The organism is Xylophilus ampelinus (genome assembly GCF_003217575.1).
Classification (GTDB): Bacteria; Pseudomonadota; Gammaproteobacteria; order Burkholderiales; family Burkholderiaceae_C; genus Xylophilus; species Xylophilus ampelinus.
This window is the reverse complement of sequence record NZ_QJTC01000001.1, coordinates 142,608-157,432: the sequence shown is the minus strand read 5'-3', so window position 1 is coordinate 157,432 and position 14,825 is coordinate 142,608. Positions and strand designations below refer to the sequence as shown.

General features: G+C 65.4%; 24 protein-coding genes and 1 pseudogene. 17 read left to right on the top strand and 8 right to left on the bottom strand.

Annotation, left to right across the window (positions count from 1 at the left end):
• Positions 1–11: 11 nt before the first annotated feature.
• On the top strand, positions 12–236 hold the full coding sequence (locus DFQ15_RS16885) for a hypothetical protein (RefSeq protein WP_146228607.1): 225 nt from the start codon (positions 12–14) through the stop codon (positions 234–236).
• A 55-nt stretch (positions 237–291) separates the two neighbouring features.
• Here the strand turns inward: DFQ15_RS16885 and DFQ15_RS17640 are convergent, their stop codons facing one another.
• From DFQ15_RS17640 to DFQ15_RS00665, 7 genes and pseudogenes are all read right to left on the bottom strand, one after another.
• Complete coding sequence (locus tag DFQ15_RS17640; protein WP_233504221.1) at positions 292–816, bottom strand: hypothetical protein; 525 nt, start codon at positions 814–816, stop codon at positions 292–294.
• A gap of 310 nt (positions 817–1,126) precedes the next feature.
• Positions 1,127–1,588: pseudogene (locus DFQ15_RS17635) on the bottom strand (DNA cytosine methyltransferase); the annotation flags it as partial.
• 65 nt (positions 1,589–1,653) lie between these two features.
• On the bottom strand, positions 1,654–2,652 hold the full coding sequence (locus DFQ15_RS00685; protein ID WP_110464113.1) for a phosphoadenosine phosphosulfate reductase domain-containing protein: 999 nt from the start codon (positions 2,650–2,652) through the stop codon (positions 1,654–1,656).
• Positions 2,653–2,654: 2 nt separating this feature from the next.
• Positions 2,655–3,230, bottom strand: a complete 576-nt coding sequence (locus DFQ15_RS00680) for a hypothetical protein (protein WP_110464112.1) — start codon at positions 3,228–3,230, stop codon at positions 2,655–2,657.
• Between the two features lie 540 nt (positions 3,231–3,770).
• On the bottom strand, positions 3,771–5,462 hold the full coding sequence (locus DFQ15_RS00675) for a primase-helicase family protein (protein ID WP_146228606.1): 1,692 nt from the start codon (positions 5,460–5,462) through the stop codon (positions 3,771–3,773).
• A complete protein-coding gene (locus tag DFQ15_RS00670) occupies positions 5,455–6,516 on the bottom strand; it encodes a toprim domain-containing protein (RefSeq protein ID WP_110464110.1) in 1,062 nt (353 codons plus the stop codon). The genes DFQ15_RS00675 and DFQ15_RS00670 overlap by 8 nt, the downstream gene beginning before the upstream one ends.
• Complete coding sequence (locus DFQ15_RS00665) at positions 6,516–6,905, bottom strand: hypothetical protein (RefSeq protein WP_110464253.1); 390 nt, start codon at positions 6,903–6,905, stop codon at positions 6,516–6,518. Before DFQ15_RS00665 ends, DFQ15_RS00670 begins: the two co-directional genes overlap by 1 nt.
• A 272-nt stretch (positions 6,906–7,177) precedes the next feature.
• Between DFQ15_RS00665 and DFQ15_RS00660 the strand changes: the two genes are divergently transcribed.
• A complete protein-coding gene (locus DFQ15_RS00660; protein WP_110464109.1) occupies positions 7,178–7,432 on the top strand; it encodes a hypothetical protein in 255 nt (84 codons plus the stop codon).
• A 269-nt stretch (positions 7,433–7,701) separates the two neighbouring features.
• Here DFQ15_RS00660 and DFQ15_RS00655 read toward each other — a convergent pair whose 3' ends face one another.
• A complete protein-coding gene (locus DFQ15_RS00655; protein WP_110464108.1) occupies positions 7,702–7,986 on the bottom strand; it encodes a transcriptional regulator in 285 nt (94 codons plus the stop codon).
• Positions 7,987–8,067: 81 nt separating this feature from the next.
• Here DFQ15_RS00655 and DFQ15_RS00650 point away from each other — a divergent pair, with 81 nt between their 5' ends.
• The 15 genes from DFQ15_RS00650 to DFQ15_RS00590 all read left to right on the top strand — a co-directional run bounded on the left by DFQ15_RS00650 (position 8,068) and on the right by DFQ15_RS00590 (position 14,738).
• The gene (locus DFQ15_RS00650) at positions 8,068–8,520 is read left to right on the top strand and encodes a helix-turn-helix domain-containing protein (RefSeq protein WP_110464107.1); all 453 of its coding nucleotides are present in this window, start codon (positions 8,068–8,070) and stop codon (positions 8,518–8,520) included.
• 100 nt (positions 8,521–8,620) lie between these two features.
• The gene (locus DFQ15_RS00645) at positions 8,621–8,953 is read left to right on the top strand and encodes a hypothetical protein (RefSeq protein ID WP_110464106.1); all 333 of its coding nucleotides are present in this window, start codon (positions 8,621–8,623) and stop codon (positions 8,951–8,953) included.
• Positions 8,950–9,324: a hypothetical protein gene (locus DFQ15_RS00640; protein WP_110464105.1), complete on the top strand. Its 375-nt coding sequence runs from the start codon at positions 8,950–8,952 to the stop codon at positions 9,322–9,324. The genes DFQ15_RS00645 and DFQ15_RS00640 overlap by 4 nt, the downstream gene beginning before the upstream one ends.
• Positions 9,321–9,563, top strand: a complete 243-nt coding sequence (locus DFQ15_RS00635) for a hypothetical protein (RefSeq protein ID WP_110464104.1) — start codon at positions 9,321–9,323, stop codon at positions 9,561–9,563. The genes DFQ15_RS00640 and DFQ15_RS00635 overlap by 4 nt, the downstream gene beginning before the upstream one ends.
• On the top strand, positions 9,560–9,715 hold the full coding sequence (locus DFQ15_RS17330) for a hypothetical protein (protein ID WP_158528981.1): 156 nt from the start codon (positions 9,560–9,562) through the stop codon (positions 9,713–9,715). The genes DFQ15_RS00635 and DFQ15_RS17330 overlap by 4 nt, the downstream gene beginning before the upstream one ends.
• On the top strand, positions 9,705–9,860 hold the full coding sequence (locus tag DFQ15_RS17325; protein ID WP_158528980.1) for a hypothetical protein: 156 nt from the start codon (positions 9,705–9,707) through the stop codon (positions 9,858–9,860). The genes DFQ15_RS17330 and DFQ15_RS17325 overlap by 11 nt, the downstream gene beginning before the upstream one ends.
• Before the next feature lie 9 nt (positions 9,861–9,869).
• Positions 9,870–10,181, top strand: coding sequence for a hypothetical protein (locus DFQ15_RS00630; protein WP_110464103.1), 312 nt, complete (start codon positions 9,870–9,872; stop codon positions 10,179–10,181).
• On the top strand, positions 10,178–10,597 hold the full coding sequence (locus DFQ15_RS00625) for a nucleoside triphosphate pyrophosphohydrolase family protein (RefSeq protein WP_199399786.1): 420 nt from the start codon (positions 10,178–10,180) through the stop codon (positions 10,595–10,597). Before DFQ15_RS00630 ends, DFQ15_RS00625 begins: the two co-directional genes overlap by 4 nt.
• Position 10,598: 1 nt before the next feature.
• The gene (locus DFQ15_RS00620) at positions 10,599–10,826 is read left to right on the top strand and encodes a hypothetical protein (protein ID WP_110464101.1); all 228 of its coding nucleotides are present in this window, start codon (positions 10,599–10,601) and stop codon (positions 10,824–10,826) included.
• A 20-nt stretch (positions 10,827–10,846) separates the two neighbouring features.
• A complete protein-coding gene (locus tag DFQ15_RS00615) occupies positions 10,847–11,410 on the top strand; it encodes a hypothetical protein (RefSeq protein WP_199399785.1) in 564 nt (187 codons plus the stop codon).
• Positions 11,407–11,622, top strand: coding sequence for a hypothetical protein (locus DFQ15_RS00610; protein ID WP_110464099.1), 216 nt, complete (start codon positions 11,407–11,409; stop codon positions 11,620–11,622). Before DFQ15_RS00615 ends, DFQ15_RS00610 begins: the two co-directional genes overlap by 4 nt.
• Complete coding sequence (locus DFQ15_RS00605; protein ID WP_110464098.1) at positions 11,619–13,571, top strand: ParB/RepB/Spo0J family partition protein; 1,953 nt, start codon at positions 11,619–11,621, stop codon at positions 13,569–13,571. The genes DFQ15_RS00610 and DFQ15_RS00605 overlap by 4 nt, the downstream gene beginning before the upstream one ends.
• A complete protein-coding gene (locus tag DFQ15_RS00600; protein ID WP_110464097.1) occupies positions 13,568–13,957 on the top strand; it encodes an ASCH domain-containing protein in 390 nt (129 codons plus the stop codon). Before DFQ15_RS00605 ends, DFQ15_RS00600 begins: the two co-directional genes overlap by 4 nt.
• Entirely contained in the window at positions 13,954–14,469 is a 516-nt protein-coding gene (locus DFQ15_RS00595) for a hypothetical protein (RefSeq protein WP_110464096.1), read from the top strand. The genes DFQ15_RS00600 and DFQ15_RS00595 overlap by 4 nt, the downstream gene beginning before the upstream one ends.
• Positions 14,466–14,738, top strand: coding sequence for a helix-turn-helix transcriptional regulator (locus DFQ15_RS00590; protein WP_146228605.1), 273 nt, complete (start codon positions 14,466–14,468; stop codon positions 14,736–14,738). The genes DFQ15_RS00595 and DFQ15_RS00590 overlap by 4 nt, the downstream gene beginning before the upstream one ends.
• Positions 14,739–14,825: the final 87 nt, after the last annotated feature.

Below are 14,825 nucleotides of genomic sequence, written 5' to 3'. Positions count from 1 at the left end.
AGGGTACTGCCATGATTACTTCCCGCTTCAAACACACGAGAAGCTCCGGAAAGCGACTTACCTATGACGTCGAAGTTTCGGGATCTGCATGGACTATTTTCTTGAATGGCAAGGAACTCGCCAACTCTGGCAACCGCGTTGATGCCGGTGGGATAGGCGCGGTTACTGGCGACACAGCGGGTAGGGTTTGGGCAATATCCACCATTGAACAGTTGCTCGACATGCCCGAGGAATAGCGGGTAAGGGCGTTTTATTCCGGAGTCCAAGACGAAAAGCAGCGTGGTCATGCGTTCACCCCTGCGCGCTGAAGAACCACGACAACCGCAGCTGCAGCGCAGAGCGGTACGACGCCGTTGCCGATCTGGCGCAGCTGGTGAGCCCGGGATTCGTCCACCACGATGGCCAGCCCATCAGCCAGCATCCGAACGCCGGGTTTAGTCGCAGGCGCCCAAGGACATGCGCCGGCTTCGTCGTCGGCGACAGCTCGCTGCCATGAACCGACACGACTGGCACTGACGAGATCTGCCCAGACGGGATCTGCAGGCCCAGGGGCGAAAAGTGGTGCTCCACGAAGTTCGGCAATTGCTCCCCTCCCGAGTGGTTGCGACTCTCCTGGCTCTCTTGGCTGTTCGGGGTGCGGAAGTCGCGGCTGGCTGGCGTTGGCCAGTGCTGGGCCTGGCCCGTCAGCGTCAGCCGCTCCTCCCCCGCTTGGCCACGGTCCCGCGTGTATTCGTTGCCCTGGCTGTTCGAGACGCTGGGCGTCATCCACTGCGCCGACTGGCTCGGCAGCGGCAGGTCGCCCTTGCTGCCCCGCATATTCGGGCCACCCTTCTCGCCGTCCGATGCTTTCGGCGTTGACCAGTAGGCCGCCTCGGTCTGTAGAGGCAGGCCGCCCGAGCCGGCCGCCGAGCGGCGCGCTCGCACCTGCTCCGGCGGTTCCGTTCCACGGCGTGCCGTGTCCGGCGTACTCCAGAGCTTGGCCGCCAGCGCAATGGTCGGCCGCTCGGCCGCGCCAGCCGACGCTGATCGGTTGATCCGCTCGTGCCCCGTGTCCGGTGTCGGCCACGCGCCAGGCGTAGCAGAACCAGCGGAGCCGCCCGTGGTTGGCGCCCACGTCGGACGCGGAAAGAGGGAGCCACTCCGCATCCCACCCGCGGTCGGCCAGTTCTCCCAAGACTCTGGCGACCGCGCGCTCTTCGAGAGCCCCTTCGGCTTCGTCCACAACGGAGGCGGTGGCAGTAGCGATGCCTGCGACGTTCTCCAGAATGAGTTCGTCCGCACCGCAATCGTCGGCAATGTCGAGGACACGGAAGAACAGGCCTGAGCGTTTGCCGCCCAGGCCGGCGCGGCGGCCGGCAACCGATAGGTCCTGGCACGGGAAACCCGCAACGACGAGATCCACGCATCCGCGCCACGCTGCGCCGTCGAAGGTGAGCATGTCAGACCAGACAGGCGCCTGATCGAGGGCTCCCGCTTCCATAAGCGTGGCAAGTTGCGCGGCAGCAGCGGCTTCCCGCTCCACGTAGCAAACGGTTCGGTGGTGGATGCCGAGAAACTCGAATCCGGCTCGGACGCCTTCGCCGAGCATGCCGACGCCGGCGCAGAGTTCGAGGGCGTTGACGGTAGGTAGAGCCACATAAGGGTTTCCGAGGTTCATTCGCAAAGTCCAAAAGCCGAAGAGCACGTCAGGCCCTCATCGATCGACCCCAGCAGGTCGTACTGCTTGCCGCCGCGCGTGGTCTTGGCCCATTGCACGACCTGCCAGATGCCGCCGCGCTCTCGGGCGGTGTCGTTGTCGCCTGGGCTGGCGAAGAAAGTGGCATTAGCCCGCTTGCTCACCAGCGAGACGACCTCTTCCCATTCGTGCAGCCGCTCGATGTGGGCGTGGTCGCGCAGGCCCCATTGCCGCACTTCTTCCTTGCTGGAGTTGATGCACAGGCACCCGACCCGCGTGCGGCCCTGCAGGTACAGGGGATTGGGGGCAATGCCCTTGGCCGAGTGGGCTTCGAACACGTCTGCGGCCGACCACCGCAGGATGGGCCGGTGTATCGACAGGCCGCCGCCCAGCACTTCATAGCTCTTGACGCAGGCGCCGGTGCCGCCAAACCGCTTGCGGCGCGAGTCGGATTCATCCAGGCGAATGCCTTGCCAGGACATCACTGGCCCGCCGGTGCTGTCGATCATGGCCAGCGCATGCTCCGTGAGCGGCTGGGTCTTCAGGAACTGAGTGCAAAACTGCGCCATCCGGCTCGGGAAGCGGCCCTTGATGATGCAAAGATCGAGGAAGGGGTTGCCCGTAGGCCCCTTGTCGAAAACCGCCAGGGCGCGCGCCACGAAGTGCGCTGGAACGCCCTTCTCGGGCCACTTGTCGCGTACATAGTCCCGCCGCGGCCACCACATGTCGGTGAAATCTCGCCGCAGCCAGACGATCAGCACGCCGGTGGCCTGCTCCAGGTAGCGCACGTAGTCGTAGGTGGCCTCGTGCTCATTGCCGGTATCGGCGAACGCTGCGCGCACGGCGCCGTGGCCATGCAGCTCCAGCGCGGTGAGCAGGGTGGCGGTGATGTCCTTGCCGCCACTTACGGAGACGAGGTGGGTTGTAAGGCGGGTTCCAGGTGCCTCAGGAATCAGCGTGAAATCGTCGCGCTTCATGATCAGGAGCCCTTGAGGGTTGGTAGACGCTCCAGCAGCCGGCCCTCTGCGGCCTCGAATGCCTTGCGCAGTTGGTCGGCCATGACGTGCTCGATGTCGCGGGCGTCGGACATGCCGACGCACTTGGGTGCGGCACGCTGCGGGGTGGCCATCACGGCGTCGCGCAGTGCGCGGAAGGTGTCGTAGGTGGCGCGCTCGACCTGGGCGCGATCCACCAGGCGGCCGGCGTCGCGTTCGTTCTCGCGCTCGGCACGCTCGGCGTCGGCTTTCTCACGGCGGGTGCGGAAGTCCTGGTAGCCGGGTTCTTGCAAGGGCGCGCCGGCTGATGGGGCCGCTGGCGCATCGGGCGCGGCGCTGGCGCCCTGCCCTTCGGCCGGCCCGTTTGACGCGGCAGCGCGGCCACTGTCGGCGCGGGCGCGGCTGTTCTGCGCCCACTGGATATCGGCCACGGTCTGGTCGATCTTTCCATCGATCAGCGAAATGCGGCCCTCGGCCACAGCCTTCGCTACGGCCGACTTCGCCACGCCGCGCCGCCGGGCGTACTCCGACTGGGTGATCAGCTCGACGCGCTTGTTCACTTTTGCGCCCCGCGTTCACCGACTCGTTCACTTTTCGCGCAGCCAGCAACTGGCGCGGCCACGGGGGTCGAATTACCCCCGTGGGTTCGATGGCCGGGAGTACCTATAGGGGGGTGGGGGTGTGGCGCATATGCAACGGTGGCGGCAGACCGGCACACCGCCGCATGCCGACCACGCAAATGACCCCCGGCCGCCTCGCAACCGCCGTCGCCCCGCCTGCCACGCCGCCGTGCAGCAGCCGCGTGCTTGCCCGCTGCATCCTTTGAGCCACCAAGCTCCCCGCATGCATCACCCATATCCATTTCCTTTTTCCTTTTCTTGAAGACAACAAGGGAGAGAGAGGGCGCGCGCGTGCGTGTTACGTAACGCGTTACGCCGCAAACCCGCGCCGTTACGTGGGTTACGCCGTTACGCGCCCATGCCACGTATGCATGCGCACACCCACATGCACACGCCCCTGCGCACCACACGCACACATGCGCAGAAAACCGCGAAACAGGCGAAACACAAGTAACGGCGCGGGCTTCAGCCCGAAACGAGTTACGCATCTGGCGTAACAGGCGCAGGGCCTGAGTCCTCGAAGTGGGAGCGGCAGAAGGTGCGCAGTGGCTGCTCGAAATCGGCCACGGCCTCAGCCGCCCAGGCACCCTCTGTCACGCCGTCCCGCGGGCCAGTGCCGCGGGGAAGCCAGCAACGCGTGGCAGTGCGGCCGCTCTTGACGGATTCGTCTTTGAGTTGGACCACCTTGTAGGTCAGCTTGGGTTCTTTGCGCTTGCCATCGGCATCTCGCTCGATGCGCTCGAAAACCCAGCGCTCGGCCATGCGGGTGAACTGCGCCCGGGGAGGGGGGAACCTTTCGCCGGCCTGGTCACACCAGCGGCGGAAGGCCCGATACAGCTGCTCGGCCGAGCACACCCGCATCGGCAGGGGTAGGAAGCCGCCCACCCACTCGGACATGAAGCGCTCGGAAGGACGCAGGCTCAGCTCGATCAGGTCTGCCTTGGCGGCAGTCATCAGCGGCTTGGTGTGCTCGCCAAAGTCGCCGATGTCGTACTGCAGCAGGAAGTGCAGCAGCTTTGCAGATCCACCACATTTCAGGAACGCAGCCACCCGGGCATACAGGTTGCCGTCTTCAGCCGATGGCGTGTACACCACCAGATAGCGCCGGTCCCCTTCCTCCAACACCAGGGGTTGCTGCTCGTTTGAGAGAAATGCCACGTTCGCGTGGTTCCGCTCCCACCGCACGTCCAGGTGCATGGCCCGTATAGGGATCGTTTCTTCGGTGATCACCCACTTCAGCTTGTTTTTGTTGTGGTACAGCTCCTGCCGGGTCACCACCTCATTGCCGATCACCATCAGCTTCGCCGAGAGCCAGCTGTTGTACTTTTCTTCCAACTCGTTCTGGCCGACCATCACGCCGTAATTGCCGTAGATGACCCGCACCGCGTCAAAGAACAGGTTTTTGCCCGTGCCCTGTGGGCCGTGAAAAATCAGCGCAGTCTTCAGCTTGGCGCCTGGCCGCTGCAGGGGATAGGCAAGCCAGCAGAGCACCCAGTGCATCACCTGGTCGATGCTCACCCCCTCGTTTGAGCAGTTGCCACACAGGTGGCGCAGCAGCTCCAGCATCACCTCGACGTCGGCCTGTTCCGTTTCGTCGGGCTCCATGGCAAAGCCGTTGTAGAGGTTGATGCACTTCGTCAGGTCACAGGTCTCGGTGGGATCGAAAACCATGTCTTCCTGCATCACGGTGCGGCGCCGCTCCGATGCCTTCCACATCCGCACCATGTCGGCACCATGAGCGTGAGCCATGTTGCCGATCTTCATCGTCAGGCGCTTGACGCCATCCCACACCTGGTCTGTGCCGTAAATCAGCGCGAAATTCTCCAACAGGTAGTTGAACTTGCCCCAGTCAATAGTCGGCTCCGGCTTGCCCGGTTTGTGCTTGGCATCGGCCTTCTTTTTGGCATCGATTGCCCCCTCTCCCGAGACTTGTGCGCGCGCGCCCTTTTTGGGGGAGGGGGGAGGGGGGAGGGAGACGAGCGAAGACGAAGAAACAGCCAAAGACTGAGAAGACACAGCGCCGCCCTGCCCTCGCACCGCAGACTCGAAAGAGAGCACGTTGTCTGGCGGCGCTGACGCGCCGATGGCACCGATGGCAGTCCCCTCTGCGGGGGACTGCGGTGGCTGATCGACCGGAGCGCCCGGTAGCCCGCTATCCGGCGCGTCAGCCATATCGCCTCGCCATCGCCGTCACCACGCCGGACAGCTGCCGGCGCACCGCGTCCAGGCCCTCCCGCACGTGCAGGTCGTTGAAATCGGTGTCGCCCTTTTCGCGCGTGGCAGCCCGGAAGTGAGGCCAGAGGAAGTCGGCGTTGGCGACCAGCCGGGCGACGGCGCGGGCGGCGGTGCGGCCGGGGTTACTCAGCTCGCGCGTATCGCGGTCCCTGGTCTGCCAGTCGTCATCTGCGCAGATCAGGATGCGGTGCTGCGGGTAGCGGGCGGCCAGCAGAGGCACCACGTGCGCCAGGTTGCCGGCATCAAACGCCACAAACACCGCAAACTTGCCATCGACCGCCATGCGCAGGGACAAGCCCGTGGCGTAGCCCTCGCACACCAGCAGCAGCGTGCCCCACTCATCGTCCACCTCACCCAGGCGGGCCGCGCACCCTGGCTTGTCGAACCCGCGCAGATAGATCTTGGCGCCATCGGGGCGGATGAACTGCAGGCCCCGCAGCGCCTCGTGGCGTGGCAGGTCGTAGCGCAGCAGCGGCACCACCAGCGTGCCCGTGGGCAGGCGCACCACCGTATCGTCTTCATCCGGACGGCGCGCCGGCCAGCGCAGCACCATCGGCTGGTCGACAAACCGGCATGCCTCGGCCTGGACCTGTTTGAGGTCCAGGTAAGGGCTACCGCCCGTAGGCAACGCGCGGCGCCACAGGTCGATGGCCTCTGCCGCGGCATTGGCGATTTCCTCCTGCCGGGCACGGGCCGCAGCCTCGCGCTGCACTGCACGCTCGGCCGCCATGCGCGTTCTCTCGGCCTCAGACAGCGGCTGCCAGTCCACCGCCACCTTGCGGTAATCGCCACCATGCCGGTAGGTGCCGTAGCTGCCCGTCACATAGGCGCCGCCCGCGTCGGGCCGGAACAGGTACAGCCGGTACCAATCCTTGCCCTTGTCGCCGCACGTCACCCGCTTGGGTGTATCGAGTCGCAGCGGCACGTCCTTGTCGCGCAGCACAATCCCAAACTCCTCCATCTGGAGAAGCACTTGCTGGTAGTTGTCCATCAGCTGCCTGCGGGCACGCCGCGCAGGCGCTCCAGCCGGCCCACCATTAGCGATAGCCGGTCCATCGTCACGTCGATCTGCTGGGCCAGCACCATCGACTCTGCCTCGGCGTTGACCGGTACCGGCCGGCTGTAGCCCGCCTCGGCCATGAAGTATTCGGCCAGCCCGTGGAAACCCACCTGCCTCGCCATGCGCATGAGCAGTAGCACCTGCGAAGGACTCAGCCGCTCGGCGCGCTGGCCATTGAGGCAGTCGAGCAGATAGCGCGCGGCGTTGTCGGTTGTCTTGTCGGGCCAGAGCAAAGTGCCCACTTTCTTGGCACCGCCCAATGCCTTCACCGCATCGCGAGCAGCGTCCAGCTCATCTTCATATTGCGTCACGTCAGGCATGCGCATCACCTTGGGGGAAGGGGCGTTCCGAACGGTTCCGAATCATTCGGAACCGTTCGGAATGCCTTTTTTGGGCAAAAAAAAGAGACTGCAGTGCATGAGCACACGCACACAGTCCCCGCAAGAAAAAGCCGCCCGGCACGAACGCCCGGCGGAAGAGTTGCCGGCGAAGAACCCCCGCGAAGACCGGCAACTGCGAAACGGGCGGGCGCCCCAGGCCCCGCAACAATGGCGCTGTCTCACGGCCACCACCGCCACAGGAAAGGGCACCCATGGAAACCGAACGGATCGACCGACTGGAACAAGCTCTGACCACGGCGCTGGAGCGCCTTGCAGCGGTCGAGCAGGCTTTGGGCGTCATGGCCATGGCGCTCATGACCGAACTGCCGCCGACACAGCAGGCCGGCTTTGCGGAAACATTCGCCCGCATGGCGCAATTTGCGCAGCGGGGCGGGGAATTGGCATCGGAAACACTGCTCACCGAAATCCACCGCGCCGCCGTGATGGCTGCAGCACCTGGCGGGTAGCGCACCAGCGCGCCCAGCCCAGGGTCAGTGCCTGCATCTCTGCGCTGGCCGCCGGCAGCGCAGCAATCGCCTCACGTGCTGCAGCGGTAGCCGCACGGCGCGCGATGCGGGCCGAAGGCTTTTCAAGCAAGGGCGACAGCACAGGGCCAGTACCCACCAGCCGCCGCGTGATGCGCCGGGGCAGCGTGGATGCGCCGTGGGTGCAGATAACGCGCATGCCAGGCGCAGAGAACAAGCCGCGGGCATGTGTTGAACGGGTGAGCGCCATCTCAGCCACCCTCCCCGGCCGGAGCCATCATTACCGCAGCCAGCGGCTCGGCCGGTTCGCCATATCCAGCGACCAGCTCAGGCCAGATCTCCTGCCAGTCCTTTGGCCGCAGAACCTGCCGCGTGATCAATCCGCCCATCGCACGCTCAATCCGATAGCACTGATCGGCCGGAATACGGCGTTTGCCGTCACGCCAAAAGCACACCGCCTGGGTGGTGATGCCCAACGAACGGGCCAGCTTGCCAGGGCCGCCGAAGGTCTCCAACGCATCAGAAAAGGAGTTCATGCGTCGAATTCTACAACTGTAGAAAGACGTAGGTCTACAACTGTGTTTGTTCTTTTTTCAACATCTGTATAGCTTGCGGCTATGTCTCTAGGAACACAGATCAAAAAGTACCGTGATCTCCACGGCTGGACACTGGAAAAGCTGTCTGAACGGGCGTTGGTCGATGTCGGCACCATCAGCGCACTAGAAGTTCGGAAAAGCAAACGTTCAGAAAAGGCCTCTGCTATAGCCAAGGCGCTAGGACTCACCGTCGAGCAGCTGCTGGACGAAGAAAGCGACTACTCGTCACTGGCCGCAACGATGGTCGTCTCGGGCGAGGTGAAAGAGAGAGAAGCCGTCTACCGGCTCCACAACTCCCCATGGCCCTTCAAGCACATCTCCAACGACGAATGGGGCACGTTGAATGATCTAGAAAAGGGCATGGTCGAGGGATACGTCCGCCGAATCCTGGACGGTGACGGCTCGACACGAAAAGGGCCGAAGGACCCACAGCCAGAAGGCTACAGCGCTCGTCTTCACTTTCCCAAGCGGTAAGCCAATCGAGCGGCTGTAATTAATTTTCTACAGTTGTTGACACACATAATTCTACGTTTGTAGAATTCCTCCACGCCCACCCCGGGCGATTGGAGGCCCCATGTCATTCCCCACCGGCGATGCCCACGCCGCACAGTCAACGCGCAGCGCCCTAGACGCTCGCCTGCGCAGCCGCATTAAGCGCTTCAACAGCGCCACCCGCCCCACCTACACCGAGCACAACGCCGCCAAGCCCGCTGGCATCCTGGTCATCGATGCCACGCTGTCGGGCAACGGCCAGCCGGTGCGCAATCTCATCTGGGTGGGCATCAACGGCGTGCACGGCCGCTGGCTCAATGAGGGCCAGGCCCACGAGGTGAAGTGGGCGCTCTTACGCACGCTCAGCCTGCGCCAGGCGCGCATGCAGCGCGAACTTGACGGGTTGCGTGCATGAGCCGCGCCACCACATTCACTGCGGCCCAGGTAAACGCACTGGTCGAGCAAGCCCGCCAGGAAGCCGTCAAGGCCGCGGCCGAGATGCATGAGGAACTGCTGGCGCATCTGGAGCGGGTGCCGGCCAATGCGATCGTCCTACCGCTCCATCCCATGACCATGCACCTCGCGTCCGTGGCTTTTGGGGCTATTAATTTGGAGTCTCTGGACGGCAGCCACAGTGTGTGCATGTACCGCTACTACGGCGGAGCGCATGCAGGCTCTTGGTTAGCAGCGGAAAAAATCCAAATCGCAAATAGCCCCATCTGGGAGCGTTCGTGGGGAGCCATGCGCCCGGACGACTTCGGCACGCTATTCGAGGTGCGCCCATGAGTGCGCCAACCATCGTTATCCACGGACCGCAAGGCTCCGGCAAGACCCGCTATACCGAAGAATTTCGCCGGCACTACGGCTGCGCGCGAGTCTTCGAGTCCGACGTCGGCATGCAGCGGGCACGGTGCGGCGACCTGATTCTCACGAACGAGACGCCGCAGCAATCCTTCGGTGTCCAAGGGTTCCGGGTTGTCCATATCGATGACGCACTCCGCGCCATCGGGAGGCGCCGCCCATGAACGCTTACCGCATCACCGTCGCCGGCCTGCAGTACATCGCCATCGCCCCCAGCCAGGCCCAGGCCGCGCTGGACGCCGACCGCCTGCACCCCGGCGCATGGGCGGCCCAGGTCAAGCCGCTGCACCGCACAGGGGGCCGCCATGCGCGTTGACCTTCGCCCGCACCTCGATATCGACGGCCCGCACCTGTGCCGCCGCCGGCACCGCGTCGCCACGGCATGCCTGGGCTACGCGGTGGTCTTCGCCCTGCTGGCGCTGGCCGTGGTGGCCAGCATGGCCCAGCCCCTGCCGTTTTAAGGGGCCGTCATGCAACTGCACATCAAAGGCAAGGTGGCCCACGCCGAATGCCGATTCGGGGCCGGCGGCAAGCCCGTGGTCGTCGTCGAGATAGACGACGTGCCGACCGGCCAGAGCATCCGCGTCAGCCACCACTACCCCGACGCATCGCACGCCAGCGGCCACGCCGCCCGTGCCCTTGCGTCCCGTCTGCGCGGCCAAGTGGCCGAGCTGGACGCCATCAACCCACGTTTCAAGGCCAAGCGCATCGAGTGCGAGGCCGCGTTTATCCATGCCCCGGGCGCCATCACCCCCGGCGCCGACCGAAAGGACTTGTCGTGATCACAACCAATACCGGCCCCGAATTTTTCCTTAACCCTTCTGAGGTGGCACGCGCCGCAGAAATCCTGCAGCAGCAATGCCACGGCGCCTCGAAGGATGCGGGCTGGTGGGTCGATCCGCGCACTGGCCAACCTGTGCACTCCAACCCGATGTGTTTCGCCCAGAAGCTCTGCCTGGTGCACTCCGAACTGAGCGAGGCCATGGAGGGCGACCGCAAGGCGCTGCTCGACGACAAGCTGCCTCACCGCGAAATGCGCGAAGTAGAGCTGGCAGACGCGGTGATCCGCATATTCGATTTGGCCGGTGCCTATAACATAAACCTGGGCGGCGCCATCGCCGAGAAGATGGCCTACAACGCCCAGCGGCCAGACCACAAGCTGGAAGTTCGGCAGGCCACGGGCGGCAAGGTGTACTGACATGGCCACCATCACCCTGACCCTCACCGACACGCCCAACGGCGCGGTGGCCTTGCACAGCAGCTTCACCCCAGCCATCGGCGCAGCGCTGTCCCCCGCCCAGGCCCATGCGCTGGACCTGGTAAGCCGCACCCGCAAGCAGTGGGGCCTGCACATCGATGCGGCCCCCGGCACGATCACGATGGACGATATCCGCGCCCTGATCACACCGGCAGGCGGTGCCAAATGAGGGCCGCTGTCTGGAACCTGTTGGCCAAGATCATCGCCCTGCCGCCCGTGGCAGACCGGCTGATTGCTCGCGCCCAGCGCGCGCCGTACACCCACATCACCTCGGCCGATGGCAAGACCATCTACATGGGCCGCTGGTGGCTTTTTAACCCCTACGGGCGCGATGCAGACGACAACGCCACAGACGCCCGCTGGCGCTGGCTGCCCAGCATCCGCGTGCACCACATCATGCGGCCCGACCAAGACCGGGATCTGCATGACCACCCGTGGAACGCCCGCACGGTAGTACTGCATGGTTGGTACACAGAAGAGCGGCCATGGGGCGATCTGTCTGACCGCCGTGCAATGGCCGTCGATGGCCTGAGCGATGACCCAGATGGCGTGCTGCGCGGCCTATTCCACCGCCGTGCAGGCCACACCGGCCGCCTGCTGTTCGCCCAGTACCACCGCATCAGCCAGGTCTCGCCCGGCGGTGTGTGGACGTTGTTTTTTACATGGCGCCCTCGGGGCGAATGGGGATTTCTGGTCAACGGCAAAAAAGTGCCGTGGAAAACCTACCTGGCCGAGCGGGAGCAATCGCAATGAAAAACGAACGCACCCGCTTCGCCCAGCCCAAGCGCATCTGCGCCGCCAGTACGCCCAACGGCTACCGCGGCCTGGAGACATCGGCACCCGCCCTGCGCCCCGGCGCCAACGATGCCGGCCTGCTGCCCAGCCGCATGTATGACCGCCTGCACTACCGCGACGGCCGCGTGATCGACATCGCCGCCCCATCCACACCAGAGAGGGCCGCATGATGGCCAAGCAAAAACAAGAGCAGCTGGTCGGCCACCGCGTGCGCGTCAACGACGATGCATGCGACCGTGCCGGCGACCCCCACGCCGCCGCCGGCCTGCACGGCATCGTCTCCAGCCACGCACCCGGCAGCACCCACTACACCATCACGGTAGAGCGGCTGGGATCTGTGCAATTGCCGCTGGATGCGTTTACGGTGCTGGCCAGCGGTGACAGTGCTGCGCCCAGCGCAGGCGCCGCAAGCCCGGCCGCCACGCTGCCCCTGGCCCAGTTGGTGCCCAGCCTCACGCAGCCGCGCAAGCGCTTCGATGCCGACGCCCTGCAAGAGTTGGCCGAGACCATCAAGCTCTGGGGCGTGATGCAGCCGATCCTGGTGCGCAAACTGCCTGCCGCCCGGCTGGCCGATACCTTCGAGCAGCGCGGCGACCGCCGCAGGGGCGAGGCATTGCCCACGCATGAGATCGTGGCCGGCGAGCGCCGGTGGCGCGCCAGCCAACTCGCGGGCCTGCACAGCATCCCCGTGCTGGAGCGCGAGCTGACCGACGAGGCCGTGGCCGTCATGCAGCTGGTCGAGAACATCCAGCGCGAAAACCTCGACCCGCTGGACGAAGCCGAGAGCTTCGACCGCCTGATCCACGCGCACGGCTACACCGTGGAAGACATTGCCGCCACCGTCCGCAAAGGCCTTAGCCACGTCTACGAAACCGTGCGCCTGCTGACGCTTACGGGTGACGCCCGCAAGGCGCTGCAGAGCGGCGCGCTCAACCGCAGCAACGGCGTGCTGATCTCCCGCGTGCCGACAGAGCAGCTGCAGCTGGCCGCCTTCCGCGACATCTGCCCCAACGGCGAGCAGATCAGCCACCGCGCGGCCAGAGACCTGGTGCGCCGCAAATACATGCTGGACCTGGCCCAGGCACCATTCGACACCGCTGACGCCGAGTTGCTGCCCAAAGCCGGCGACTGCCTGGCATGCCCTAAACGCACCGGCGCCTCGCCCGAGCTTTTTGGCGACGTGAAGAATGCGGACGTCTGTACCGACACCCGCTGCTTCGGCGAAAAGAAGGCCGCCCACTTCGAGCGCATGCGGTTCAGCGCCGTAGCAGCCGGCCGCAAGGTCATCAGCGGCCACGAGGCCCGCGAGATCATGCCCACCGATGGTGGCACACCGGCCGGCTACATGCTGCTGGACAAGCCCCGCACCATCCCCGGCACCGGCAAACCCGCCGAGCCGTTGCGCCAGCTGCTGGGCCAGGACTTGCCGGCCGACAAGGTGGTGCTGATCGAGACCCCCAGCGGCGCCATGGTCGAAGCCATGCCCCTGCGCGCCGCCAGCGAAGCCATCGAGCAGCGCAACCCCGCCGCTGCACCAAAGCCCAAGAAACCCAGCGCCGCCGAGCAGAAGGCCGCGCTGCAGGCCGAATATGAACAGCGCTGGCGAGAGCGCGCCATCCACGACGTGATCAGCGCGGCCAAAACCATGCCAGACGATCAACCCCTGCCCACCACCCTCTGGCAGAGGTTGATCCGCCAGGAAGCCTGCGAGGGCAACGAAACATTGGTGGCTGCAGCCCTGAGCATGGCGCACCGCTGGACCGATGCCGACCTGGACACGGCCGTTGCCCGCGCCGCTGAGCATCCCAAGCGCGCCTTGCTGGTGCTGGCCGCCATATCCGACATCGAGCCCGGATTTGAGCGCCCGCCCGAGTACGCGCCCCAACTGGATGCCGCCGCACTCGCGCTCGATCTGGACCTGGCCGCCATCAAAGAGCAGATCCGAGCCGACATGAAGCGCGAAGCCGCCGACCGGGCCGAAGCCGCAAAGCCCACGCCCAAGCCCGCGGCAGGCAAGAAACCGCGCGCAGTCAAGCCCAAGGCGACCGGGGCCGAAGCCATGGCTGGTATCGCTGCTGCCATGCAAGCTGCCGAAGCGGGGACGGGGGGCGAAGCATGAAAGCCCTCTCCATCCGCCAACCCTGGGCATGGCTGATCGTCAACGGCCACAAGCCGGTCGAAAACCGTACGTGGGAAACGCTGCGCCGCGGCCCCATCCTCATCCACGCTGGCCAGGCCATGACGCGGGCTGACCACGACGACTGCATCCAGTTCCTGGCCAGCGATCCACGCATCGCCCACGTGATCGGCCTGCTACCCCACCGCGACGCCTACGAACGCGGCGGCATCGTTGGCCGTGCCCAGCTAGTGGGGTGCCAACGCACGCACGAATCACCCTACTTCTTCGGCCCCTTCGGCTTCGTGCTGACCGATGCCCAACCCTTGCCCTTCGCGCCCTACAAGGGGGCCCTGGGGTTCTTCAACGTGCCCGGGGTGCTCCCATGAACGGCCGCCGCAAACCCCGCGTCCCGCGCTGGATCTCGTCCAACCCCATCGAGACCGCCAAGGCCTACGCCGGCCGCCTGACGGCCGCCGAAATGCAGACCGCCATGACACCCGTGCGCGAAGCCTTCCGCGTCCTGCGTGAAGGCGTGGCCAGCGAGATGGATTGGGCCACCCTAGTCACCGCCACCAACGTGGGCGACGCCATCGAGCTGCAGGGTGTGGTGCGCGGCGTGCGCGCCCACATCCAGGCCGGCCAACACGCCCTGGCCGGCATCCAGCAGCGCGCCATGGCCAGCGGCGCCTGGCGCCCCACTGCCCTGTACTTTCAAGAACTCGACGCCATCAGCGCGGCCGTGGACATCCACGAATTCCAGCTGCGCCAGTTGAGCTTCGGCGAATACCGCCGCGCCGTCGCCCGCGCCATTGCCGAGGTGCGCAGCGCCGGCGGCAACGTCATCAAGTCAACCCACCCCGGCCAGCAACAACTGACGTTGATAGGAGCCTGCCCATGACCCGCAAAGCCACAGTTGATGCACAGCCTATGCTCTACCTCAAACCGCTGTACCTGGCGAAAACTGATGCCGCCAGCTTTCTGTCGGTCTCGGAAAGCACACTGGAGATGCTGGTGGCCAAAGGGGATGCACCCAAACCACGGAAGATCAGCAACGGCCGGGCAGGCTGGCTTGTCGAAGAGCTGGAGGCGTGGGGCAAGGCACGGCCCGTATCAGATCTGCTGCCACCGCCCAACAGCGGATACGGCAGACCGAGCAAACAGAACTAGGCACCTACGCCACCTAAGAAAGCGCCCCCGAGGCGCTTTTTTATTGGCTAACAGGCGTAGGTTTTGGCGTAGCTTCTGGCCGATTTG